Below are 24,954 nucleotides of genomic sequence, written 5' to 3'. Positions count from 1 at the left end.
AGTTGGCTTTGATCGACAGTACATGTAGAAAATTGTGTCAATTTGTCAACTCACTATTACCCTAATCACGGCGAAAAGTGGACATATAGGAGGATTATACAACAAAAATCGAAACGCTGATTATATCATAAAACCTAAATTTTCTCATAGGTTCACCTTTTTGATTTTAAAGTGTTTATATATTAAAAATGGTTTATATTGACTAATATATAGGTCTAATATACTATTAATTGAATACATATTTTAGGAGGTAAAAATGATACCGCATAACAAGATTGTTAACCAAATTAACCAGAACAAAAGCCAAGTGGCAAGTACTATAAGTAACAGTTCAAAAAATCTTGCCAATACAAGTAAAAATCTCGGGAAGGCAATGGCTAATACAGCAAATACAGTAGTTAAGACTACTGTAAATACTGTTAAAGATTCCGCCAAAGGCTGGTCAAGTTCGTATGTAAAGGCTGTTAATGATACAAATTCAGGTATAAGTGCACATTCGGGTATAGCGGGTGGGGCTGTAGCAATAGCACAAAAAGCCAAGCCAGGACCAACTGTAGTAGCAACAACTGCTCAATATCTAGCTGAAATTGGTAGTAGAACAGCAACAAATGCATATAACTATTTTATAAAAGGTCAAAAGTAAAGGTTCATAATAGTAGAACTTTCTAGGTTCTACTATTTTTATTGTTGTGTGATAGGAGAGATAAAGATTATTAATTTTTCATATACCTCACCTTTTTTTATTAGAAGCGTTTTTATTGTTTATGTAGTAGACAACCAAGAGTATGTAGATGTTATGTCTACTACTGATGGAATGAATTGGACTTTAGTATTAGATATTCATACTTCAGATCTAATATATGGATTTTTAATTAATGATTTATATTGGATGCCAGATGACGATACTGAATTAGTCACCTATCGGGATATTTTATTTTCGGTGTACAATTCAAAAGTAAAACCAACATATAACATTGAACTTATAACTGGGGAGTTATGTAAAGATTTTTCAGCAGATTTTAAGGCCCCTCTAGATATAAGCTATATTTTCACAAGTATTGATCGATATATTTGTTTATGGATTAAATATGATAATCTGTTAGAAGAGAGTCTTATTAAGATAGAATTAGCGAATCCACAAAGACAGGTTCATATTACTGATTATCAGATTCTGGATAATTCCAAGAAAGAAGGAATTTTCTATTGTGCTATTCCAATAAATCACACCATGTCTTCTGGAAAATGGTTGATTTATGTTTCATTTAGTGGAGCAGTCATTTTTGAAAGAGAGTTTGAATACAGAGTTTTAAATAATTCATACATAAAAGGAAATAGTTCTATGTACCATACAAATCTGCGATTTGATTTGAAAGGGTAGGGGGAAGCAAGTGTCTAATAAACTAATGAAATCATTAGCTGGTTTATCTTTATTGTTTGTGGTATGGTCACCGTTCTTGTTTTTTATTCCCATATTATTAATACTAAAAAATGAAAAATTAATAAAAGATATTGTTATTAAATCGATAATTGTGTTGTTGTTTAGTGTTCTATCATATATGTTTCCTATTAATATTCCGCAAAAGATATATGCAACAGTGTTTGGAGCACTTTTGATTATATGTTGGAATCCACTAAATAGTTGGCTGAATCAAGTCAATGATCGTAAAAATAGGTTATAAAAGCTTAAGAAAACGTGGCACCTAAACTCTTTTAGGGTCACGTTTCTTTTTGTTCTCTATAACACGGTAATATCTGAATCATAAATTTTACTATCGGAACATTTTTTGAGATTCAGAATAGTATAATAGTAAACAAGATATCCAATTTAATACATTTTTTCATCTGGGCAGCAGGCATATTTATCTCTTACGTTGTGATTATAATAGGGAGGACGTGAACCATATGGAATGGAATATTATTTTTGAATTGATCGATCCGAGGTTGTTTCTTGTAGTGGCTGTTTGCTGGGTCATTGGTTACATTTTAAAAAGAACGCCAAGAGTGCCGGACTGGAGCATTGTATACATTGTCGTTTTATTTGCTGTTATTTTTGCTGTCGGCTTGATCGGATGGAGTACGGAAGCGATTATTCAAGGAATATTGACGGGAGCTTTTGCTGTATTCGGACATCAGGCAGTGAAACAAGCTAGGGAAGGGATGCGTGAATAAGTAGGAGCCTTCCAGCAATCAACTTTTCCGTTCATTTCAAAAAAATGATTATGCTCCCCGATCGTCCTCCAGGAATGTCACTCAAGCATTTTGAGACCATAATGTACAAAAAGATCATTATGTTCAAATCCTTCTTCAGAAATGATAGCGCTTTATAATGTGAATTGTACAAATATGAAGGGGGGAATAAAGGGAGATGAACGGTCAAGTTTTTACGACATTTTGGAAGAGCTTATGGCTACAACATTCCAAAGTAAAGCATATCTTAACCTTTTCATTCACCAATGAAAGTCAAATACGGGAGCAAGCACAACGACAGATAGAAAACAAAAGTGTAAAACCACCTGCATTTAAAAAGCCCCAACTCATCGGTTTGTTTTTAGGACCTGCACTGTTTACTCTTATCATGCTTTTTCTTTCTCCAGAAGGAATGAGCCCTGAGGCGAAAAGCGTATTAGCTAGTACGGTTTGGATTGCAACCTGGTGGATTACAGAAGCGATTCCCATCCCGGCAACGTCATTATTGCCAATCATCCTTTTTCCATTGACAGGTGCTTTAGGAACAGCAGAGGTAACCGCGTCGTATGGAGGTACAACGATCTATTTATTTTTGGGCGGATTCTTAATTGCGCTCGCAATGGAACGATGGAATTTGCATAAGCGAATTGCCTTAACGATTATTTCAGTCATTGGAACGAGTACACAACGAATTATTTTAGGATTTATGGTTGCAACTGGTTTTTTATCCATGTGGATCTCCAATACTGCAACAGCCTTGATGATGGTACCAATTGGTTCTGCGATTATTTATCAAATGTCACAATCGATGGATAATCAGAAACAAGCAATGATTCAAGAAGATGAAAATTTTAGTAAGGCGATGATGCTTGGGATTGCTTATTCGGCATCAATCGGTGGCCTTGCTACGATTATTGGTACACCTCCCAATGCAATTTTAGTAGGGGTGATTAAAGAAATTTATGGAGTAAACATTTCTTTTGTATCGTGGATGATGTTTGGTGTGCCACTCACAGTCCTTTTATTAGGATTAACTTGGTTCTATCTAATGAAAGCGCTTCCCTTTAAAGTGAAGGAGATTGCTGGTGGGAAAGAGATTATACAGGAGCAAAAAAATTCATTAGGGAAGGCCAGCTTTGAAGAAAAGGCAGTTTTAGCTGTTTTTCTTTTAACCGCTTCACTATGGGTGTTTTATCCGTTTGTGCCTAGCAGTTGGGGATGGATTGAGCTTGATGATACGATGATTGCCATTTTTGCCGGTGTGCTACTTTTTATCATTCCATCGTCAAACAAACGCGGGACAGGTCTTTTAGATTGGGAAACAGCCAAAAACGTACCTTGGGGAATTTTGCTGCTCTTTGGTGCAGGTTTGGCCATTGCAGCAGGATTTAATAAAACGGGGCTTGCAGAATGGATCGGCAACCAACTAACGATTGTACAAGGTGTTCAGTTTATTTTCGTCATTGTCATTGTGACGACGATTGTCATTTTTTTAACAGAAATTACGTCAAACACTGCGACAGCTACCATGATTCTGCCCATTATGGCATCTTTGGCTTTAGCGATTAACGTTCACCCTTATGCATTAATGATTCCTGCTGCAGTAGCTGCATCCTGTGCATTTATGCTGCCTGTTGCGACACCGCCTAATGCCGTTGTATTTGCCTCTGGGAAAATTAGAATCGTAGATATGGCTAGAGTAGGGTTTGGGATTAATATCATTGCAATCTTCATGATTGTCGCTTTAGTCTACTTGTTGCTTCCTATCATATGGGGCATTGATCTGCGAGTATTCCCGGAAGCGTTTAAAAAGTAAATATCAACCGATAAAATAACGAATACACTCATGATGCTGGTTTGAAGATCATGAGTGTATTCGTTCATTTTTTCCAGGTGGATGTTTCCTATCTATCTGCTTGTAATTTTCTGACCTCTCCCATAATCTCTTCACCAATAATCGGCTCATATTTATCATATATTGGTTTCATCGCTTCTTTCCAAAGATCTCGTTCATTCTCCGTAAGGTAATGAATCTCTAAACTTCCGCTGTCCTCGGCTTCTTCCAGCATATCTTTATTGTGTTCTTTCGCATACTTTCTTAGCCATGTGGCCACTTCGTCCAAGGCTTCCATCAAGCTGTTCTGATGTTGAACAGGAAGGGAATCCCATACTTCTCTATCCATCAAAACGGCATAGCCGAGGTAATTATGATTACTTACCGTCATATATTTTTGTTGTTGATATAACCCCTTCGAATAAATATTGGACAGTGTGTTTTCAATTCCGTCTATGTGCTCATTTCTTAATGCTTCATAGATTTCATTAAATGAAAAGCTTTGTGGCTGGGCTCCCAAGATCTGATACATATCCAACAACAAGGGGCTTGGCATGGTGCGAACAGATAAGCCTTGCATATCGACAGGCTCTTGTACAGGACGAATATTATTCGTAAATTGTTTAAAACTGTTCTCCCAAAATGCAAGGCCTTTATAATCGTATTTTTCAATACTTTTAAACAACAATTCTCCCAAGCGGCCATCAAATGCTTGTTCTACCATTTCTTCATTTTCAAACACAAAAGGCAAATCCATCACAGTCCATTTCGGATCATGAACTGTAATTTCTGAAATTGCAGGAGCAATCATTTGCACTTTATTTTTTTTTAATGCTTCGAATTCACCTTGCGCATCGGTCAGTACTCCATTCGGAAACACTTGCACTTCTACCCAGCCATTTGTTTTTTCCTTCACCAATTGTGCAAACATAGAAGCAGCGATTCCTTTTGGTGTATTCTCGGCAACGACGTGACTAAACTTTATCGTGTATTTTTCATTTAAACCTTGCAATTCATGATCGATAGCGGTCGGTTCGGGTGAAAATGAATTTCCAAAACCAATGAAGATAGCTGTTGCGACTCCAACGAGTAGAAATGAAACGATTGTAATGATTCCTTTCAATGTCTTCACCTGCTATCTTTTTAATCTGTACAGTTGAATCGGACGTCCGATCGTCCCGTATGTTAATTCCATTTCAACCTTGCCAATCGTTTCTAAATAACTTAAGTACCTTCGGACAGTAACGCGGGCAAGCCCAACTTCCGTTCCAATCGTCTCTGCTGATTTTGCCTCGTCCATGTTCTGTAAATAGTTAAAAATCTGATTTAATGTATGTTCATGGACCCCTTTTGGAAGACTCTCCTTTTTTTGATGCTTGTTTTTCGACATCACTTCATCCAGCTTTTCCTGAGAAACTTCCTTTACTTGATGGAACTGATGGTAGACATTTTTATACTGGGTTAATGCTTTTTGCAGTCGTTCAAACGTAAACGGCTTAATGACGTAATCCGTCACTCCGTTACGTAATAATGTTTTGATCGTATGAATATCGTTTGCAGCTGTGACAGCAATAATATCAACATCAATCTGATCCTGTCGCAATTGGCGTATTAAATCTAATCCATTTTTTTTCGGTATATAGATATCCAATAAGACTAAATCCGGCTCAAGCTCTTTCAACTTCTCAAGTCCTTCTTCATCGGTTGAAGCGATACCTGTTACCGTAAATCCATCTACTTTATCAACGAACGCGCGATTCACTTCTTGTACCATTGGATCATCTTCGATTAATACTACTTCAATTTTCTTCATCTCTTGGACTCATCCCCCTTTGCATCGGCAAGAAAATTGAGATAGTTGTTCCTTCATTTTCTTCGCTATCGATATTGATGCTGCCCTCAACGCGGTCAACAATAGATTGAACAAGGAACAATCCAATACCCCTTCCTTCTTTTTCCTTCGTTGAAAATCCCCTCGTAAACATTCGTTTTTGAACAGCAGGTGGAATTCCAGGCCCCGTATCACTTACCTGGAGGAACAACGCTTCTTCTTCCTCTTTAACCACCAAATAAACATTCTTTTCATCGCCATTTATCGTAGATAGTGCGTCAAAGCTGTTATCGATTAAATTTCCTAAAATGACAACGATGTCATGGATCGTAATTCCTTCAGGGTAATGCATAAAGGCACTTGTTTTGTTCACTTTCAATGAAATGCCGAGCTCTTTTCCTCTACTGATCTTTCCCAGTATTAATCCAATAAGACTTTCATCTCTAAATTGTTGCATCAACTCCTGGGAAAGTCCACTTTGTTCCTCCGTCCATTCAAAAATATAATGGAGTGCTTTCTCGTTTTGATTAAGTTGGATAAGTCCAGCAATCGTATGTAACGTATTGGAATATTCGTGATTGCGCACTCGCAATGCATCGACAAATGCCTGAACGCCAGTGAGTTCTTGGGCTAGCCTGTTTACGTCCGATTTATCTTGAAAAATAGCGACAGCTCCTATCGTTTTTCCGCCATCGATAATCGGAATTCTATTGCTTAATATAGGGCGGTTTTGAATATAAAATTCCCGTTGCATGAGTGGTTCTCTCAACTGAAGAATTTCTGGCAGTCTCGTATCGGGAATCACATTCCGGATTTTTTTTCCTACTGCCGGTTCTTTTACGTTTAGCATTTCTTTCGCGGCTTTATTAATAACTGTAATTCTTTCTTGATCGTCGATGGCAATAACACCTTCATGAATCGCATTAAAGGCTGCTGTTCGTTCAACAAGCAAACGGGCAAGCTCGTCGGGTTCCATTTCAAAGGTTTGGCGCTTGATATGGTTGGCTAATAACCAGGCTCCCCAGAAGCCAAATAAAGTAGTAATCAAAGTCATGACCAGAGCCGAATGCCGGAATTCGTAGATGAGATCAGATAAATGGGGGAGTACATTACCTACAACTACGACTCCAATTTGTTCGCGATTTTCATTAAGAATGGGTACAAAGGCGCGGACAGTCTGGGCATTTCCTGCACTTGCTTTAGATATGTAAATATGTTGAGAAAAAGCAGCATCTTCATCTCCACCTTCAAACTTTGTATGCAGCCGTTCTGGAATGGGGTGGGTAAGCCGTTCTCGATTCATATTGAGGATGACGATATAATCATTGCTATTAACCATCCGTACGCGTTCAACCAAAGGCTGTAATATTTCCGATGCATTTTCCAATTCAATGCTCATTTGCACCGTTTTATTTTGAGCAATGAGTTGGCCAGTAAGCATCGCTTTTTGTGAAAATTCTCTTTCTTTTACCTCTTTCATATAACCTAACAGGATGATTCCGATAATTACCAATGAAAAAGCGACAATACCAAAAGCTAAACCTGTTATTTTCCATCGAATCGGTAAATGTATGATTGTTTTCACTATGAATCTCCATTTCTGTTTACTCTACTATAAAAAATGAAAGCGATTATTTCTAATTATATAACTGTACTTGCCGATATTTGCTGTAATTGAATTATTGAGACGATGCTCCTCTCTGATGATACTGTCTATCCATTTGCTATTATAAAAAAAAGAAAAAATAAGTATACTAAATTTTGAGAAATACACCATGTAATAATTTGTAATATAATATATAATAATAGCAATCAGTACTAGCTATGTAGCCGGGGCCTGGTGGACAATTACGATCTTCTACAATATGTTAGAGGAAGAGGGCGGGGAGACGTTGTTCACCTATAATGTATCTAGATTTTACTATGGTGCTTTCAGAGCAGTGATATTTTATGTCATCTACCTTATTTTAGTGTTTGTGGGCTTTCATTTCACAGTTCGTTATAGCAGTTACGAGCAATTCATTGCGTTTTTTGTTCAGATTGCTGTTCAGACCTTCTTTTTTTGCGGATTAGGCTTTATCTCCATGGTGCTGATTCGTCAAATGGGATGGGCTTTATTTGTTGTTATCGGGTATGCTTTTTTACAGATATTAACCGGAGGCAAGCTTTTTCCTTATCTCAATGTGTATTATTTCAGAGGAGAATTGCCAGCAGAATTCATGGTGGACTCTAAAATGCTGCTAACTTTCCTGGCAGGTGTGATGCTGTGGACTTTGGCTCAGTCGATATTAAATAAGACACAGCGATATGTATAAAAGGGGGCTTATAGCCCCCTTTGTTGATCAATGAGATGGACCGATAGCAATCCATGATAAAAATCCGTAGCTTGAATTACAATTAGGCTGACGGGAAACTTCCAGAACCGTAACATCGCTTCTTTGAAGTTTGAGTGAAACCTGAAATCCCGGATGGTTGCTCATGGCAACAATGACGTAATTGACAGATGCAAACGACTCTTCGAATTTGACGATTACCTCGACTGTCTGCTCATCTGCTTGAAGTGCGAACGGGGTTAAACCATACTGCTGAACGGCAGGTTGCTTATCGGTGCTTCGGATCGGTGTAAAGGACAGATGTTGTGGAAACACGGATGCCGGCGCCAGATGATCTTCTGTGATGGCTTGATCAGCCAGATGCTGACTAGTAATACTGCCCTCTTTAATCTTTTCACCAGTAATGCTGTCATCTTGCACAGCGAGCATATCGATGGTTTCTTCGGACAGATGGCGATAATCGATCGAAGCGTCCTTAATTTTGTTACCTGTAATGCTGTCATCCTGCACAGCGAGCGTATCGATGGCATTCTCCGTCAGATGGCGGAAGTCGATTGAAGCGTCTTTAATCTTTTCACCAGTAATGCTGTCGTCTTGCACAGCGAGCATATCGATGGTTTCTTCGGACAGATGGCGGAAGTTGATTGAAGCGTCCTTAATTTTGTTACCTGTAATACTGTCATCTTGCACAGCGAGCGTATCGATGGCATTCTCCGTCAGATGGCGGAAGTCGATTGAAGCGTCTTTAATCTTTTCACCAGTAATGCTGTCGTCTTGCACAGCGAGCATATCGATGGTTTCTTCGGACAGATGACGGAAGTCGATTGAAGCGTCCTTAATTTTGTTACCTGTAATACTGTCGTCTTGCACAGCGAGCGTATCGATGGCATTCTCCGTCAGATGGCGGAAGTCGATTGAAGCGTCTTTAATCTTTTCACCAGTAATGCTGTCGTCTTGCACAGCGAGCATATCGATGGTTTCTTCGGACAGATGGCGATAATCGATCGAAGCGTCCTTAATTTTGTTACCTGTAATGCTGTCATCTTGCACAGCGAGCGTATCGATGGCATTCTCCGTCAGATGGCGGAAGTCGATTGAAGCGTCTTTAATCTTTTCACCAGTAATGCTGTCGTCTTGCACAGCGAGCATATCGATGGTTTCTTCGGACAGATGACGGAAGTCGATTGAAGCATCCTTAATTTTGTTACCTGTAATACTGTCGTCTTGCACAGCGAGCGTATCGATGGCATTCTCCGTCAGATGGCGGAAGTCGATTGAAGCGTCTTTAATCTTTTCACCAGTAATGCTGTCGTCTTGCACAGCGAGCATATCGATGGTTTCTTCGGACAGATGGCGATAATCGATCGAAGCGTCCTTAATTTTGTTACCAGTAATACTGTCATCTTGCACAGCGAGCGTATCGATGGCATTCTCCGTCAGATGACGGAAGTCGATCGAAGCGTCTTTGATCTTGTCACCCGTGATACTGTCGTCTTGCACAGCGAGCGTATCAATGGCATTCTCCGTTAGATGACGGAAGTCGATCGAAGCGTCTTTAATCTTTTCACCAGTAATGCTGTCATCCTGCACAGCGAGCGTATCGATGGCATTCTCCGTCAGATGTCTAAAGTCAATCGAAGCATCTTTAATTTTGTTCCCCGTAATACTGTCATCTTGCACGGCAAGCGTATTGATGGCGTCCTCGGACAGATGACGATAGTCGATCGAAGCGTCTTTGATCTTGTCACCCGTGATACTGTCATCTTGCACAGCGAGCATATCGATGGTTTCTTCGGACAGATGACGATAGTCGATCGAAGCGTCTTTGATTTTGTCACCCGTAATACTGTCATCTTGCACGGCAAGCGTATCGATGGCATTCTCCGTCAGATGACGGAAGTCGATCGAAGCATCTTTGATTTTGTCACCCGAAATGCTGTCGTCTTGTACAGCAAGCGTATTGATGGCGTCCTCGGACAGATGACGATAATCGATCGAAGCGTCTTTGATCTTGTCACCCGTGATACTGTCATCTTGCACGGCAAGCGTATTGATAGCATCTTCGGACAGATGACGATAATCGATCGAAGCGTCTTTAATCTTTTCACCTGTAATGCTGTCGTCTTGTACAGCAAGCGTATTGATGGCGTTCTCGGACAGATGACGATAGTCGATCGAAGCGTCCTTAATTTTGTCGCCTGTAATACTGTCATCCTGCACGGCAAGCGTATGGATGGCATCCTCAGACAGATGGCGATAATCGATGGAACCTTCCACAAGATGTTTGCCTGATAGGGAGCCTGAGGCGATTTTATTGCCATGTATACTGTGAGCCGCAAATTTCTCACCCGTCAGGCTGCCTTTCTGCAGCAGGTCAGACGTGATAGAACCTTTTTCGATATGCATTGCACCAATACTCCGCTCCTGCAAATGGTGAGGGAGAACGGTGCCTTCAGCCAAGTGCCGCGATTGTACGCTTCCGGGCTGTAGATGCTCGGAGCCTACACTCTCATCCTGCAGATGATGGTGGGTTACTGACTGCATTTGTAAATGAGCAGAAGTGATTGAATCGTCTGCAATATGATGATGTTGGATGGCAGAATCATCGATATGCCTCGAATATATACTGCCTTCAGCGATGTGCGAACGATGCACAGCCTCCAACTGAATATGAGATGGACGGACAGCTCCTTCACTGATATGACTGGATGTAACGACCCCATCATGCAAATGATCCTGAGTTATCGATTTTGGAGCGATATGGTTTTCACTAATCACACCGTCTTCGAGATGTTGGGACTGGATAACCTTGTCGCTGAGATGTCCAGGCTGGATAATGTTGGACTGCAAATGATCTGCGGAGATCGAAGCGTTCCGGATTTTATCGCCGCTGATTGCGTTATTTTGGATTGCAGATTCAGATACAGCAAACGGACTGAGATGATCTTTATTAATAAGCCCTGGTTGAAGCTTGCTGCCAGGTATGCTTTCATCCGCAAATAATTCAGCAGAACGTACTTCATCAGACAGATGATTCAGCGTAATAATGTTTCTTTTGAGATGATATCCATAGATCGATTCCTGGGTCAGATGCTTGCCTGAAATGGATTCTAGTCCAAGATGTTGACTGGTAATGGAGCTCGGAGCGATTTTTTCACCTGTCACTGCGTTTTTTTGCAGGGCATCTGCTGATACCGATTCATTGCATAAATGAACGTCCTGGATCGTATTTTCTTTAATTTTGGAAGAGTTTATACATCCTTCCGCCAGTTTGGCCGTGGTGACCGCCAGGTCCGTAAGTTTGTCGGTTGATACACTCTCCGGCGAGAGCTTGAGCGACGTAACTGCATGATCTGACAGATGTTGCGGCAGTATAGCTCCTGGAGCAATTAGGGAATCGGTTATAGCTCCCTGTGCAAGTTTATCAGCCGTTATTGAGCCGCTTGCGATGGCGTCCGATTCAACAGAAAAGGGGGACAGATGCTTGCTTGTAATCGTTCCGAAAGCGATATGATCCTGGGCGACAGCGCCGCTTTGAAGAGCGGCGGAACCAACACTTCCAGCTCCAAGATGTATCGGACGTATCGCTCCTTTGGCGATATTTGAGGAGTTTACGCCTTCTTTTGCTATGATAGAACTGTTGACAGAACCCGCTGCCAGCTTGCTGCTGGTTACACTTTCAGACGCAAGCTTATCTTCAGTTACCGCTTCAGTTTGAAGGTGAAATGAAGCAACGGATTCACCGGACAAATGCCGCTCTGTAATGGATTGAGATGCGATGGCAGCTGTATTAATGGCGTTATTGTCGAAGTGGTGGGATTTTAGGCTGCCTTCATGGATATGCTCACTTTGTATTGCGCTATTAGCGATATGCTGGGATTTAACCGCTTTGGTAGCGACCTGCTCTGAATCAACAGACCCTTTGCTTAAATGACGGGTATGGATGGCTTCATCGGAAATTTTGCTGGACAAAATACTTTGGTCTGCAATCTTCGAAGCAGTGACAGATTGTTCAATCAGCTTGGCCGTGCTGACTGACTGGTCAGACAGCTTCGTATTCGTAACACTGAAGTCACTCAGGTGACGCGACTGAATTTCTTTGCTTCCGATCTGCTCCTTGCCGATGGATGAAGCCCGGATTTGTTCCGGTCCAATTGCACCTTCCGCCAGGTGATTGGTCGTAATCGAGCCGTTTTGAATATGCTGGCTGTTAACTACATTGTTCGCCAACTGCTCTGATCCGATGACCTCAGGCTCCAAATGTTTTCGGGCAATGATGCCATCCGCCAGATGAACGGCGTTAATCGTATAATTTTGGATATGGGACCCGTCAATCGCTCCAGGCTCAATCTTTCGGGCTGTAACAGCGCCTTCTCGTAGCTTGGAGGAAGTAACCGATTGATCTGCCAGCTTGGAGGTGTGTACCGATTCGTTGGCGAGATGACGTGTTTCTACAGCACTTGAAGCAATCTTGTTACTGGTTACAGCAGCATCATCAAGCAAGTCACCCGGAAGGCTTAAACCGCTGAGATGGCGGGAGAGCACCGCTCCGTTTGCCAGTTTGTCGGAAGTGATGCTGCGATCCGCCAGCTTTTGTGAGGTTAGGCTGGCATCCTTGATTTTATCCCCGCTGATTGTACCAACGACAATCTTTCGGTCTGTAATGGAACCGTCAGCCAGATGCTCGCTGGTCACTACCGAATTTCCAAGCTTGGAAGCGGTAATACTACCGTCTGCAATTTGCAGACCGGTGATAGCGTAATCCTGCAGCGCTTCACTTCCGACTGCTCCAGTAGCCAGTTTGGAGGCGGTAATGGCACGGGAGGCGATCCGGCTTTCGGTGACAGCACCTTCGCTAATATCTTCAGTATAGATAAAAGGCCCCTTAAGGCCGGGCATTTGTTTATCAGCTAGCAGGTGCTCCCGACTGTCTGAGATGTTGAACGATTCCTTTGTGTCGTCCGCCAGAGGAGGGTCTGGCTCTTGTAAGTTTCCGGCTGTGTTTTCTTCCAGGTAATCCGCGTCTGGCATTGTCTGAGAAGTGGTGGATTCTTTTGTCTCACGGATAATTTCATCTTCTAGAGTAGATGAAAGAATCCGGGCCTCCCTATCTGCTGCTCGGTTTTTTCCTTCGTTACGTCTTGCCCAATCAAGCTCTCTTGTATTAGGGTCCACTACATAGCGCTGAGTTGAATTTCTACCCGCTGTATGTTTCCCTCGTTTTTTCAAGACTGCACGCTCCTTCCGAAAAATGGTTCGTCTTCGGCATCATATGCAGTACAATGGGCTGTCGTCACTGTTTTAGTTGACTTTATGGAAGAGAAAGTTGATTGCATTAAATGTGAGGAGAACGGAGCCAGAGGGAAAAGGGCTGTCGATGGACAGCCCTAAGATTACTTTGATGGTAAGAGGTATTGCATATCTATGATTAAGTTACTCTTACGGTTACTGTAATGTTACGCGTAACTTGTTTGCCAACGAAAATGAGGATAAGCAAGTTCTTCATGATTAGCTATATTTGATATCTACAATAGTTACTTTGGTAATTTGCCCGGGAGTTACGATCGTAATCTGGCTGTCTTTGACAGCCATGAGAAGTTGGGAGCCGAGCGGTGAAATCATGGAAATGCAGCTGGTATCCGGATCAGACTCCTCCGGCAGACATAGGGTATAAGATTCAAGGTGATTGGTGTCTTCATACTGTACGGTTACGGTACTCCCCAGAAACACAAAATCCGGGCATGGGATATCCTCATCAAGGGTGTGATGTTTCAAATGCTGTTCCAGCTTGAACATATAACGCTCGATAAACGCTTTCATATTTTTGCGTTCCCGTACGATCCGGACATCATCAGAGGCGGGGAGGTAACGATCAAGAAACATAGTAAGCTCTTCATCAAAAAAAGTTAACTGTGAAACAAGCGTCTCCCTTAGTTTGGTTTTATATATATTCATCGTTATTATATCTCCTCTCATACTATGGCTCATAATAGATGGAGCTGTAAACCCAATGCATTCTGTTGCAATTTCGGATTCTTTTCATATATAAACCTCCTTTTATCATTGCTTATTTCAACGTTCTGAACATGACACCCAAAATAATTTCAACGATGATGAACAGGAGAATGGCGGTTAAGATGCAGGAGATCGCAAACATGAGAATACCTTTTTGTTTTTTCGGGCTCTTCCTTTGCTTGGTTTTTGGAATATTCATATAAACATCCTCCGCTTCCCGATTCTTGTATGAAAGAACGTTTACTGAAGATGTGAACCGATAGCCTCAACCTCCTTGGTAAGCAGCCAATGAAAAGAAGGTTAACATATAATGTAAAAAATACACTGATTAAACAGGAAGGCATCCCGTTTATAACAAACGAAATGCCTTCCATTGGCCACTGATCTATGCATCCATTATGCCATAAAGGCAGGTAATAGACAACATAAATGGTATGATATGTATTTTAAAGGTTGGTATAACATTTAATTACTTTTATGGATAGACGCACCCTGCAGATTTTTCTGCAGGGTGCTTTTGTGAGCGCTGAAGCGCTATATGATTTAACCCCTGACAGCCAAATAAGCTGTACAGCCGGTTCCTGGTGTTTGAAGTTCAATATCTTGGATGATTACTTCTAAAACAACAAAAGCCCTGCCTCTCTTTCGTCCTTGCGGCTCCGATGACCGCTCCAGTGTGAATCAGAAAAACAATATCCGTAAACTCTTACTTTTGGGTTAGAAAATAGGAATTTGAATTTATAACTTCATCTTAGATGAAAAATATAAATGATGAGGAACTTACGGGGTTAAATTTCCTTTAACAATTAATTATCATATCATAAACGATGGATTTATACAAATGAAAGATGAGATCCTTCTGAAAAAAACATCGCCGCCCTTTAAAAAAGGGCGACGGATGTAAATTTGGTGAGTACTATTCGTTCATTAACGTGTAGTCGTCATTGGTCATTTCTAACACTTCAGACATACCTGAAGTAATGTACACTTTTTTGTCTTTGGTGATGAATAAGGCTTCGGTTTGATCTAGCTGCTCAGCGAACTCAAGACCTTTTTCTAATCCCATGGAAAAGATTGAGGTGGACAGCGCATCTGCATCCACAGAGCTGTTTGTCAGAATGGTAACACTGCTCAGGTTGTTGTCGACAGGATATCCGGTATCGGAGTCGAGAATATGATGATACACTTTTCCATCCTGTTCAAAGAAGCGCTCATAAACACCAGATGTAACAACGGTCTGGTTTTCCACCTTCAGGTTGCCGATCGGATTGCCCCGCGAAAGGTCAGGGTCCTGAATGCCGATGGTCCATTTATGACCGCCAGGCTTCTGGCCCAAGGCGAGCACGTTGCCGCCCAAGTCGATAATGGCGCTGTTGAATCCATTGTCTGTTAAATATTTGGCAATGACGTCTGCCGCATAACCTTTGGCGATTCCCCCAAGGTCGAGAACCATGCCTTTCTCTTTCAAATAGACTTCACGGGTGTCGGGATTTAGTTCAATCTGATCATACTGGCTCAGCGGAATCAGCTTATCGATTTCCGATTGATCAGGGACATGTGCGTTTTCATCTCCAATATTCCACAATGAGACAAGAGGCCCGACCGCCAGGTTGAAACGTCCTTTTGTTTTCTCGGAGTATTCATATGCTTTTTGGATAACGTAAAAGGTTTGCTCGGACACTTTGACAGGTTTGATCCCGGCATTGTCATTGATCTTGTGTAGTTCACTGGATTCATTCGTGCGGCTCATTTCAGCGTCGATGGTTTGAAGCAGCTGATCTATTTCATCAAAATGGCGGTTCGTGATTCGGCTGTCATATACCTTTACCTGTACGATGGTATCAAATATATAATAAGATTTCTTGATTGGATCGGTAATTGCTGTATTTGAAGCGGAGTCCGCTGTCTGTTTATCCGGTTCGGCCAAAGTTTCGCTGGAGTTCGTACAGCCCCCGATGATCATTAAGACGGACAGAAGCAGCAGAAGCGGTGAAAGCTTGTTTAATTTCATGTTTGTTTCCTCATTTCCACCAGGTTTCGACTGGATTATAACAGAGCCTGTTCAAGTGTCGATGTGAGACTTCTCATAATTTATTTTAATTTTTGAATAAAATTTTGGATTTAGTGATGATTTTGTGAAAATATTCTCAAATGGGCCGAATTGAGTGTTTGCTTATTGAAGGATAGGTTAAGAGCCGTTATAATGAGGACGTCTAAGATTTATATAATCAAAAAATAAGGAAGATGCTCATGAAACGCGGAGACCTCGTGCTGATCTCAGTTGTGCTGGTAGCAGCACTAATATTTCTTGTTCCACGATGGGTGGAAGGGAATAATGGAAACGATAGTGAAAAAAATCACAAAAGCCCCTTGGTTGCAACCATCACAGTGGATGGTCAAGTATATAAGACCGTGGAGTTAACGAAAGAAGAACAAATCATAGAGATTAAGACCGATCATGGAGTGAATGTGCTTAAGGTGCATGATTACGGGATCGAAATGATGGAGGCGGATTGTCCCGATCAAGTGTGCCTCAGCTTCGGATTTATTGATAAGCATAATCAGAGCATCGTTTGCCTGCCTAACAAAGTGTTGGTAGAGCTAGAGGGCTCTACGGGAGGAGAGAATCAGGATGAAGTCGACGCCATTGTCAACTAGCGAATCTGCGCTGCTGCTGAAAAGAACGGTCATTATTTCTATTTTTGCAGCGGTTGCCGTTGTACTTAGCATTGTTGAATCCCTTATTCCCGTAAATATGTCGGTACCCGGGGCCAAACTGGGGCTGGCCAATATTATGGTACTGACTTGTCTATATTTTTTGCGTGGAAGAGACGCTTTGACATTAATCGTTTTAAAAACGGTTCTGACTGCGATGATCTTCGGAACCTTTTCGAGCTTTTTGTTCAGCCTGTTTGGGGCTGTGTTCAGTTTTGTTGTTATGTACGGTTTGCTGAAGATCAGTGGAAAAAGACTCAGCCTGATCGGGATCAGCATCGCCGGTGGGGTAGCTCACAATATTGGCCAGCTGACTGCGGCTTCGATTATATTTAAAACCTCTTCCATCTTTTATTATTTGCCGGCACTTCTTTTGACCGGTATTGTGACCGGTATTCTTGTCGGTATAGCTGTAAAATATTTGGTATCGTCGCTTTCCAAGCTATCGTTGTTTGCTGGCTTTACAGATTAAGAGGCAGTTTTGGCTTCGGTCTTCCAGCGGCAGATTTCGAAACCAGTTGGAAAGATGAAAAGAAGGGAGTCATCTGTATGGACAGAGCGGAGATGCACAACAAGTTTGGATTTCTTGAGTCAGACCGACACCTGTCTCAAGAAGAGCAACAGATCCCGGCGCTAACCTTTAAGGAGGTTAGCTTTTCATATCATGGGCAGTTAAGCAATATCCAGTCTGTCAGCTTTACGGTTCCCCAAGGACAATGGGTAACGATTGTCGGAAGCAACGGAAGCGGGAAATCAACACTTGCGAGATTGTTTAACGGGCTGCTCATGCCGGATGAAGGACTGATTGTAACGGCAGGCATGGAACTAAAGCCGGATTATCTGCCTGCGATTCGCCGCAAGGTAGGAATGGTGTTTCAGAATCCGGACAATCAATTTGTCGGCAGTACAGTAGAAGAGGACATTGCTTTTGGACTGGAGGGGATGTGTTTACCTGCCCAAGAAATCCGAAAGAAAGTTGATCTTTATGCTGAACAGTTTGGTGTCAGCCATCTGCTGAAAAGACATCCTTCTGAACTGTCCGGCGGACAGAAGCAGAGGGTAGCATTAGCCTCGGTGCTTGCCATGGAGCCAGAAATTTTGGTGCTTGATGAAGCTTCTTCAATGCTGGATGAACAGGCCCGGCGCGATTTGACCGAAACCCTTCAAGAAATGCACTGTGAAGGGCGATACACGATTCTATCCATAACGCATGATGCGGATGAAATTATGGCTTCTGAGAGGGTGCTCGCCTTGCGGGAAGGGGCTATCATCGGAGATGTGTCGCCTGATGAGCTATTTAGGGATGAGGAGCTGCTGTCGCGGTGCAGCTTGGAAGCGCCTTTTGCTCGAAAGCTTGTACAAGAACTAGAAGCCCGTGGTCTTACAAAAGGTCAAGTTCGGGATGAACAGGAGCTGATGGATTTCTTATGGTCATTCAACTAGACAAAGTAAGCTTCGATTATGATGCCCGAACTCCGTGGGCGAATGCCGCACTTCGCCATATCGATCTTGGAATCAGTGCAGGGGAATTCATCGGTGTTGCTGGCACAACTGGTTCGGGGAAATCCACGCTGCTGCAGCTGTTCAACGGTATTATAAAACCGACGGCTGGTACGGTAGCTGTGCTGGATGTCGTGATCAATGCGGGGCAGAAAACACCTAAAATGCGTGAGATTCGGCGTCGAGTCGGGCTCGTTTTTCAGTTCCCCGAACAGCAGATGTTCGAGGAAACGGTAGAGAAGGATATTTGCTTCGGACCGATGAATTTTGGTGCAAGCCAGGAGGAAGCCAAGCAGAAGGCTTTGCAGGCTGTCCTCAAAATGGGGCTGGACCCGGCTCTGCTCGAACGCAGTCCGTTTCAACTAAGCGGAGGGCAGATGCGAAAGGCGGCTATCGCCTCGGTGCTTGCCATGGAGCCGGACATTCTTGTTCTGGATGAACCAACGGCTACATTGGACCCTGTTAGCAGACAGGAGTTAATCCGGCTGCTGCACACCCTCTGCCGTGAGGAAGGCAGAACGATCATTATGGTTACACACCGCATGGATGAGCTGCTGGAAGCGGCAGATCGCTGGGTGCTACTCCATAAAGGAGAATGTGCTTTTCAAGGTACAGCGCGTGAGCTGGCAGGCCGCCTGGACATTATGGAGCAGTGCGGTATGGCAGTGCCGCTTCCGCTTGCCTGCTGGAGCATATTATCACAGCGCTTTAATCTGGGTCTGGAAGAGCCTTGTTTAACACCAGAATCATTGGCAGAGCGTATAGCAGCCCTAGGGTTCACAAAGACCGAGGGGAAGGCGGAAGATACACCGGAGAGGAATGAGGAAGGACTATGCGCGACAAGCTAATTATCGGAAGGAGTATCGATACCGGATCATGGATTCATGACCTGGACCCACGGGCGAAGCTGTCGGCCATGCTTCTTTACGTTGTGGTCATTATTATGGTTTCCTCATGGACCGGTATGGCGCTGACAGCGCTTTTTTCCATTTTAGTCATGTACAGTACGCGAATTTCGTTTCGGTATTATCTCAAAGCGATGAAGCCGCTGCGATTTCTGATGCTGTTTATATTTATTGTTCAGGCGCTTACGATTAAAGGGGGAAAGGCTTTGCTTACCCTGGGTTCGTTTACTCTATACAGCGATGGCGTAGAGACGGGAATGTTCAGTGTCGCAAGGATGGCTCTCCTCGTTTCGTTTACGGCGATCCTGACGTTTACAACGACACCAGGCAAGCTGAATCTGGGCCTTGAAGGGGTGCTGAAGCCGTTTAAAAAGGTCGGAATGCATCCGGAGCGCCTGACCCTGATGATCAGCATTGCACTGCGGTTTATCCCGACGATTCTTGATGAAACCTATAAAATAATGAAAGCCCAGTCCTCCCGTGGAGCAGATCTAAAGGAGCTGCCATGGAAAGAAAAAGGCAGAATGCTTGTTTCTCTGCTTGTACCCGTGACGGTCAATGCTTTTCGCCGTGCACAGGATCTCATTCATTCTATGGAATCAAGGGGGTTCGTGATCAACGAGCCGAGAACAAGCTTGCACAGTCTGACGTGGGCGCGGAGAGATACAGGTTTTCTGTTGCTCTTTGTAATGCTCGGTGCAGCTGTTATTGTCGTTTAGGAATTGGATAGCTTCTGTAGAGCCTGTTACGCATCAATGTTTCATACGTGAAAGTATTCTAATAAATAGAGCAAAAAAAGGTGTCTCGCTGGTCAAGTTGACCTTGGAGACACCTTTTTTGTTGAATGATACAACAGCATGAGTCAGGCTGCTGAGAAGTATTGAAGAAGAACGTTCAAATCTTTATGAGCCGGGAAATTTGACAGCTGCTTGATAAGCGCTTCGGCACGCTCCAGGTACGAGCGGCTGAACTTTGCTGCCTTCTCAAGTGCTTCGCTCTGGCGGATTGCCTTCAGCACTTGCTCGATTTCCGCATCAGATGAATTCGGGCCTATGGAGCGTATCATGTCGGAGAGCGCCGGGTCTTGCAAAGCGAACAATACGGGAAGAGTGACCTGACCGTTACGAAGATCACTTCCCGCTGGCTTGCCAAGTGCTGCAGCATCCTGCGTAAAATCCATCAGGTCATCCTGGATTTGAAAATGCATACCCAGGCATTCGCCAAATTCATAGAGCAGCTCGGCTGTCTGTGGTTCACAACCTGAAGAAAGAGCACCTGTTCTCAAACAGGTAGCCATCAGTATGGCTGTTTTGTTGAATGTCTTTTCCAAATATTGCTCAACGGTTTGATCATAATCGAAAGCATGAGCCATCTGCTGATATTCCCCAATACATAGCTGCGTACTTGCGATCGTTGATAAATCATGCACATATCGTTCCTGATCGGATGCGTACTGCGACAGCAGCTCGATAATTCGCAGTGACATATAACTGCCGATATGAACGGCCTGGCTGACACCTGTCTTCAAATGCATGGCAGGCTGTCCCCGGCGCAGGTCTGAACGGTCGATCACATCGTCATGAACGAGAGAAGCGGCGTGAATAAATTCCGCTGCCGCTGCAAGTTGCCACTGCTTACGTCCGAGCGGCTTTGGTCCAAATCGAGAGCCTACCAGCACCATTATAGGACGCAGTCGCTTTCCCCCGGAGCGGATCAACTCAAGCACACTTTTGGCTACGATTGATGAACGGGAGAGATCAGGATCATGCTTAACGATTTGTTCAATCTCCCGGTTTACACGGTTGATGTCTACATTTAGTGCTTCATGAAGCTTCATCCATGAATCCCCCCCGATTACATCGCTTTTCCAGCCTGTTTATGCTTATATTCATTACATAGAAACGTATCGAAATGTACCGTAAGATCTTCATCGATCATACGCCCTTCAGCTAGAGCGATTTTTTGCCGTTTCAGCACCGGAGCAAGATAGCTTACCAGATCTGTTTCTTCATACTTCACGGCCACCTGCAAATAAAGGCTGTAAAGATAGTCGCCGTCCAAAATGTTTCGAGTCAGATCGGGATCATGGAACGAGCAGTCCCGGTGACGCTCCTGCGCCATGTAGAGCAGGCTATAGAGCGCCAGCAAAACCGTCTGGCGTTTAGGCTCCAACTGATGAGGACCCAGCACGCGAATCAACCGGTTCAAATCGTGGCAGGGAACATCCATTACGATTCCGGCAATCGGGGACCATTCTTCATGCAGTAAACGGAAGGTATCGTTCATCAGTCGAGTATTCATTAAGCCCACTCCTTCAGGACGTTTTGCGGACAATCTTCCTCAAAACGAGTTCATATTAAGAGGAGTCATACGCGTACGTAAGTACGCATATGCCTCCTTAGTTAGTAGTCGTCATTCAAATGATTAATCGGTATAAATATACCAACGTTTAACGAGAGGAACCTTCTTCCAATGCTTTTTCAGCCAAGGCAGTACATAGTAGTCGAGGCCGAATGTGCTTCCGGAGCCGCCGATTGTAGCGATAGCAGCTGTAATGAACCACAGCATTTCATATGGAGCCATACCCGATGTCCAGATCATAACGCCCATCGCAATTGTACCGATGGAAGCAACCGCTGTGAACAGACCCGCAATAAGCATGAGACCAAATACGATTTCTGCTGCCACCATACCGATTTGGAAGACGGAAGCTAGAGCAGTATAGCCGCCATCCGCGGTGTAGAAGAACATATCCATAAAGCCGCTGACCATGCTGCTGATGAAATCAGGTACCGGAAGAGCTTGGACAGCATCCTTCGCGGTGGATACGGCAGAAGCAGCGGTTTGCGCATCAACCGTTTGGGAAACTTCGTTAACCGCCTGGGTAGCCGCTGTCACTCCATCAGGAGTCGGGGCAGGAGGGATCAGGAAGATCCGATTCGGATCATCTATAATTTTGAGCATCTTATCCCATCCTTCGGACAACCACATAAAGCCCAAATATATGCGAAGCGGAACGAGCCAGAAATTCGGGGAGCGTTTTGAGAAATGTCCTCCGACGAAGCTTCTGCGATTATTCACATGGAAAAATTCATTCATCATATAAGACCATACTTTGTTGAATCCAGCAACGGTGAACAGGTAGAACATGTTCATGAAATGTTTAGCCAGCATGGCGAAAAATCCAGTCAGCATAAACATCTTATTTGGCAGCCCCACATTAGCTACGCCGTATCTACTTCCAATACAGACCATCGTACCGTGGAACGTTGGTTTATACGACTTCTTCGTTCCGCCTGTAATGTCTGCATGAAGGTTATGCGCAGCTACCTGTGCCGCCTGTTCAGCGTTTTCTACCATTTGAGGTACTGGACGCGTTTCGCCTTCTGGAATATAGAAGATGTTGTCTCCGATAACATATACATTTTCATGATCGACGCTTTGCAGTTTATCGTTTGTTACGATCCGCTTGCGTCCTTCTTGTTTAACATCAAGGTTTCCAACCAGATCAGAGCCTTCGACTCCAGCAGTCCATACGATTGTGTTAGCGATGATTTCTTTGCCTTCTCCAAGGATGACACGGTCTTCGCCGACTCCGGTAATTTTGGCGCTGGTGATAATTTCAACTCCGACTTTACGAAGGTATTTTTCCGATTTAGCGATCAATTTATCCGGCAGGATTGGCAGGATTTTTGGTGCCATATCCGCTACAACGAGGCGTACCTCGGATTTATCAATGTAAAACTCTTTACATAGCTCATCGCGGAATTCAGCCATTTCACCGATCAATTCAACACCGGTGAATCCAGCACCGACGACAACGAAGGAGAGTTTTGCCTTGCGCACAGCCGGGTCGTTCTCTTTAGCTGCTTCGCGGAAGCTGTGGCGGATTTGCTCTTTCAAACGAACTGCATCTTCAAACGACCAGAGAGTGAACGCATTTTCCTCCGCGCCCGGAATACCGAAGAAGGTTGGTTTACAGCCGGTACCGATGACCAGATAGTCATACTCATAGACAGCAGTGTCCGAATTCAGCTTTTTGCCGTCAAAGTCGATACTCTTAATATCATCAAGCACAACGTCAACATTTTTTCCGGCAAATATTTTTTGCAGATCAATTTTGACAGCATCCTCTGCCGTCCGATTAGCCGCTACTTCGTGCAGCTCAGTCAACAGGGTATGGTACGGATTGCGGTCAATCAGAGTGATTTGTACATCTTGGCTCTTTTTGAACTTCTTGGCTAGCTTTTTGGCTGCATGAACACCGCCGTAACCACCGCCCAGTAAAACAATCTTTTTCATAAAGCTCACCTCATAGGTCTCTATTAGTGTTGTCAAAAGCAGAAACGGGAGTAAACTCCCGGTTTTCTGCTTACTGTGTTAATTTCATCTGTATCTGCTTACTTGGCTCCCTCAAGTGCTTTTTCAGCAAGTTGGAAATATTCTTGTACGCTGACGGACACACCGGTAAGTGCATCTGTTTTACCTTCTTCGTTAAAGGTCAAGCTGCCAGCACCTTGGTTTTCCAAGTAGAATTCTTGAGCTTTGATCATTTGCTCGTGCCATTCAGCTTGAGCGCCGCCTTTTTCTTTCATGCCGTACTTACCTTCTTTGGCGAAATCTTGCTTGTCTTCACCATTCTCGTTTACGCCGCTGAAGTAAACTGCGACAACGTTACCGTTAGCAACGGTCAGATCAACAGTGGACTTCCATCCGCTCTTAGCATCCATTTCACCTTCAGCATGGTATCCGCCGTCTTTATATGGACCCGCTTCAACAGGACCCGCTTGCAGTGCTTTTTGAGCGATATCTACAAAGTCGTTTACATGGATCGATACACCGCTCACGGCATCAGTAACACCATTATCGTCATAAGTGATCGCTGCAAGATCTTGTTTCTCAACGAGGAACTCTTCAACTTTCTCAGCTTGTTCATGCCACTCGGCTTGAGCGCCGCCTTTTTCTACCATGCCGTACTCACCGGACTCGGAGAGAGTTTTCTTGTCAGGGCCGGCTTTAATGTTAGAACCGTTCCAGTTTGCGTCCGTGATCTTTCCGCCTTCAACCTTAAGAGTTACATTGTACTGCCAGCCGGAGTCAGCATTCATTTCGCCTTGAGCGAAGTAAACTCCGTCAGTGTATTCCCCAGCTTTTACTTCTGTAGCAGGTGTTTCAGCAGACGTCTCAGCTGCTGGTGTTTCTGTTTTCGCAGGTTCTTCTGCTTTTTCTCCTCCGCAGCCTGCAAGTAGTCCTCCAAGAATCAGAGTACTGGACAAAATGATGGACAATTTCTTTTTCATGCCAATGACCTCCACTTTTGTTCAAAATTTGATAAAAAATATGGTATTAAAATGTTGAAACATTTTAACAACAGAAGATATTGTCGGAATGTAGCGATGATTCTTGCTACATTTCATACAAATGGCCTAATTATGCGGCTTTTTACCTTGCTAAAAGCTTGGGAAAGGTAAGTCACAATGACTACCATTCGATGGAATCTTAGCATATGTAGAATCAGTTTTATGTGAAAATAATCACTAATTATTTAAAACTTGATTTTTTATATAAAATTTTATTATTGCGTGTTGGTTTATGTAGAAATATGTAATTTTTGTAAAGGTAAAAGGGTTCAGA

The 24,954-nt window shown here is 43.3% G+C and carries 22 protein-coding genes; 11 read left to right on the top strand and 11 right to left on the bottom strand.

Going from position 1 to position 24,954, the window contains the following annotated elements:
• The first annotated feature begins 256 nt into the window (after positions 1-256).
• From C8268_RS18780 to C8268_RS18760, 5 genes are all read left to right on the top strand, one after another.
• Positions 257-643, top strand: a complete 387-nt coding sequence (locus C8268_RS18780; RefSeq protein ID WP_106769078.1) for a hypothetical protein — start codon at positions 257-259, stop codon at positions 641-643.
• A 153-nt stretch (positions 644-796) separates the two neighbouring features.
• The gene (locus tag C8268_RS18775; protein ID WP_106769077.1) at positions 797-1,378 is read left to right on the top strand and encodes a hypothetical protein; all 582 of its coding nucleotides are present in this window, start codon (positions 797-799) and stop codon (positions 1,376-1,378) included.
• A gap of 10 nt (positions 1,379-1,388) precedes the next feature.
• Positions 1,389-1,679 (top strand): hypothetical protein, encoded by a 291-nt coding sequence (locus C8268_RS18770; protein WP_106769076.1) that lies wholly within the window; start codon positions 1,389-1,391, stop codon positions 1,677-1,679.
• 223 nt (positions 1,680-1,902) lie between these two features.
• Positions 1,903-2,169, top strand: coding sequence for a phage holin family protein (locus tag C8268_RS18765; protein WP_106769075.1), 267 nt, complete (start codon positions 1,903-1,905; stop codon positions 2,167-2,169).
• 196 nt (positions 2,170-2,365) lie between these two features.
• Positions 2,366-4,003 (top strand): SLC13 family permease, encoded by a 1,638-nt coding sequence (locus C8268_RS18760; protein ID WP_106769074.1) that lies wholly within the window; start codon positions 2,366-2,368, stop codon positions 4,001-4,003.
• A gap of 88 nt (positions 4,004-4,091) precedes the next feature.
• Here the strand turns inward: C8268_RS18760 and C8268_RS18755 are convergent, their stop codons facing one another.
• The 3 genes from C8268_RS18755 to C8268_RS18745 are packed head-to-tail and all read right to left on the bottom strand — an operon-like array spanning position 4,092 to position 7,437.
• Positions 4,092-5,153, bottom strand: a complete 1,062-nt coding sequence (locus tag C8268_RS18755) for a DctP family TRAP transporter solute-binding subunit (protein WP_420094253.1) — start codon at positions 5,151-5,153, stop codon at positions 4,092-4,094.
• Positions 5,154-5,156: 3 nt separating this feature from the next.
• On the bottom strand, positions 5,157-5,834 hold the full coding sequence (locus C8268_RS18750) for a response regulator (protein WP_106769072.1): 678 nt from the start codon (positions 5,832-5,834) through the stop codon (positions 5,157-5,159).
• The gene (locus C8268_RS18745; protein WP_234032891.1) at positions 5,821-7,437 is read right to left on the bottom strand and encodes an ATP-binding protein; all 1,617 of its coding nucleotides are present in this window, start codon (positions 7,435-7,437) and stop codon (positions 5,821-5,823) included. The genes C8268_RS18750 and C8268_RS18745 overlap by 14 nt, the downstream gene beginning before the upstream one ends.
• 280 nt (positions 7,438-7,717) lie before the next feature.
• Between C8268_RS18745 and C8268_RS18740 the strand changes: the two genes are divergently transcribed.
• Positions 7,718-8,167: a hypothetical protein gene (locus tag C8268_RS18740; RefSeq protein WP_106769071.1), complete on the top strand. Its 450-nt coding sequence runs from the start codon at positions 7,718-7,720 to the stop codon at positions 8,165-8,167.
• Between the two features lie 27 nt (positions 8,168-8,194).
• Here the strand turns inward: C8268_RS18740 and C8268_RS18735 are convergent, their stop codons facing one another.
• From C8268_RS18735 to C8268_RS18725, 4 genes are all read right to left on the bottom strand, one after another.
• Positions 8,195-13,414, bottom strand: coding sequence for a WIAG-tail domain (locus C8268_RS18735; protein ID WP_106769070.1), 5,220 nt, complete (start codon positions 13,412-13,414; stop codon positions 8,195-8,197).
• Between the two features lie 279 nt (positions 13,415-13,693).
• Positions 13,694-14,140 carry a GreA/GreB family elongation factor gene (locus C8268_RS18730; RefSeq protein ID WP_158702775.1) on the bottom strand — a complete coding sequence of 149 codons (447 nt, stop codon included), beginning with the start codon at positions 14,138-14,140 and terminating at the stop codon, positions 13,694-13,696.
• 112 nt (positions 14,141-14,252) lie between these two features.
• A complete protein-coding gene (locus tag C8268_RS22770) occupies positions 14,253-14,399 on the bottom strand; it encodes a hypothetical protein (RefSeq protein ID WP_158702774.1) in 147 nt (48 codons plus the stop codon).
• Between the two features lie 717 nt (positions 14,400-15,116).
• On the bottom strand, positions 15,117-16,211 hold the full coding sequence (locus C8268_RS18725) for an FAD:protein FMN transferase (protein WP_106769068.1): 1,095 nt from the start codon (positions 16,209-16,211) through the stop codon (positions 15,117-15,119).
• 239 nt (positions 16,212-16,450) lie between these two features.
• Between C8268_RS18725 and C8268_RS18720 the strand changes: the two genes are divergently transcribed.
• The 5 genes from C8268_RS18720 (at position 16,451) to C8268_RS18700 (ending at position 20,039) form a co-directional block, all read left to right on the top strand.
• Entirely contained in the window at positions 16,451-16,858 is a 408-nt protein-coding gene (locus tag C8268_RS18720) for a NusG domain II-containing protein (RefSeq protein ID WP_106769067.1), read from the top strand.
• The gene (locus tag C8268_RS18715) at positions 16,833-17,387 is read left to right on the top strand and encodes a Gx transporter family protein (protein WP_106769066.1); all 555 of its coding nucleotides are present in this window, start codon (positions 16,833-16,835) and stop codon (positions 17,385-17,387) included. The genes C8268_RS18720 and C8268_RS18715 overlap by 26 nt, the downstream gene beginning before the upstream one ends.
• A gap of 77 nt (positions 17,388-17,464) precedes the next feature.
• Positions 17,465-18,358 carry an energy-coupling factor transporter ATPase gene (locus C8268_RS18710; protein ID WP_234032889.1) on the top strand — a complete coding sequence of 298 codons (894 nt, stop codon included), beginning with the start codon at positions 17,465-17,467 and terminating at the stop codon, positions 18,356-18,358.
• Complete coding sequence (locus C8268_RS18705) at positions 18,343-19,263, top strand: energy-coupling factor transporter ATPase (RefSeq protein ID WP_106769065.1); 921 nt, start codon at positions 18,343-18,345, stop codon at positions 19,261-19,263. The genes C8268_RS18710 and C8268_RS18705 overlap by 16 nt, the downstream gene beginning before the upstream one ends.
• Positions 19,248-20,039 carry an energy-coupling factor transporter transmembrane component T family protein gene (locus tag C8268_RS18700; protein WP_106769064.1) on the top strand — a complete coding sequence of 264 codons (792 nt, stop codon included), beginning with the start codon at positions 19,248-19,250 and terminating at the stop codon, positions 20,037-20,039. The genes C8268_RS18705 and C8268_RS18700 overlap by 16 nt, the downstream gene beginning before the upstream one ends.
• Before the next feature lie 143 nt (positions 20,040-20,182).
• Here the strand turns inward: C8268_RS18700 and C8268_RS18695 are convergent, their stop codons facing one another.
• The 4 genes from C8268_RS18695 to C8268_RS18680 all read right to left on the bottom strand — a co-directional run bounded on the left by C8268_RS18695 (position 20,183) and on the right by C8268_RS18680 (position 24,620).
• Positions 20,183-21,157, bottom strand: a complete 975-nt coding sequence (locus tag C8268_RS18695; protein ID WP_106769063.1) for a polyprenyl synthetase family protein — start codon at positions 21,155-21,157, stop codon at positions 20,183-20,185.
• Positions 21,158-21,174: 17 nt separating this feature from the next.
• The gene (locus tag C8268_RS18690) at positions 21,175-21,621 is read right to left on the bottom strand and encodes a hypothetical protein (RefSeq protein ID WP_106769062.1); all 447 of its coding nucleotides are present in this window, start codon (positions 21,619-21,621) and stop codon (positions 21,175-21,177) included.
• Between the two features lie 123 nt (positions 21,622-21,744).
• Positions 21,745-23,622, bottom strand: coding sequence for an FAD-dependent oxidoreductase (locus tag C8268_RS18685; protein WP_106769061.1), 1,878 nt, complete (start codon positions 23,620-23,622; stop codon positions 21,745-21,747).
• 98 nt (positions 23,623-23,720) lie between these two features.
• Positions 23,721-24,620, bottom strand: coding sequence for an FMN-binding protein (locus C8268_RS18680; RefSeq protein ID WP_106769060.1), 900 nt, complete (start codon positions 24,618-24,620; stop codon positions 23,721-23,723).
• Positions 24,621-24,954: the final 334 nt, after the last annotated feature.

This window comes from Paenibacillus faecalis (assembly GCF_900289175.1).
In the GTDB taxonomy this organism is placed as follows: Bacteria; Bacillota; Bacilli; order Paenibacillales; family Paenibacillaceae; genus Paenibacillus_AQ; species Paenibacillus_AQ faecalis.
Note: the sequence above shows the minus strand (reverse complement) of the source record. Positions and strands in the feature narration are given on the sequence as shown.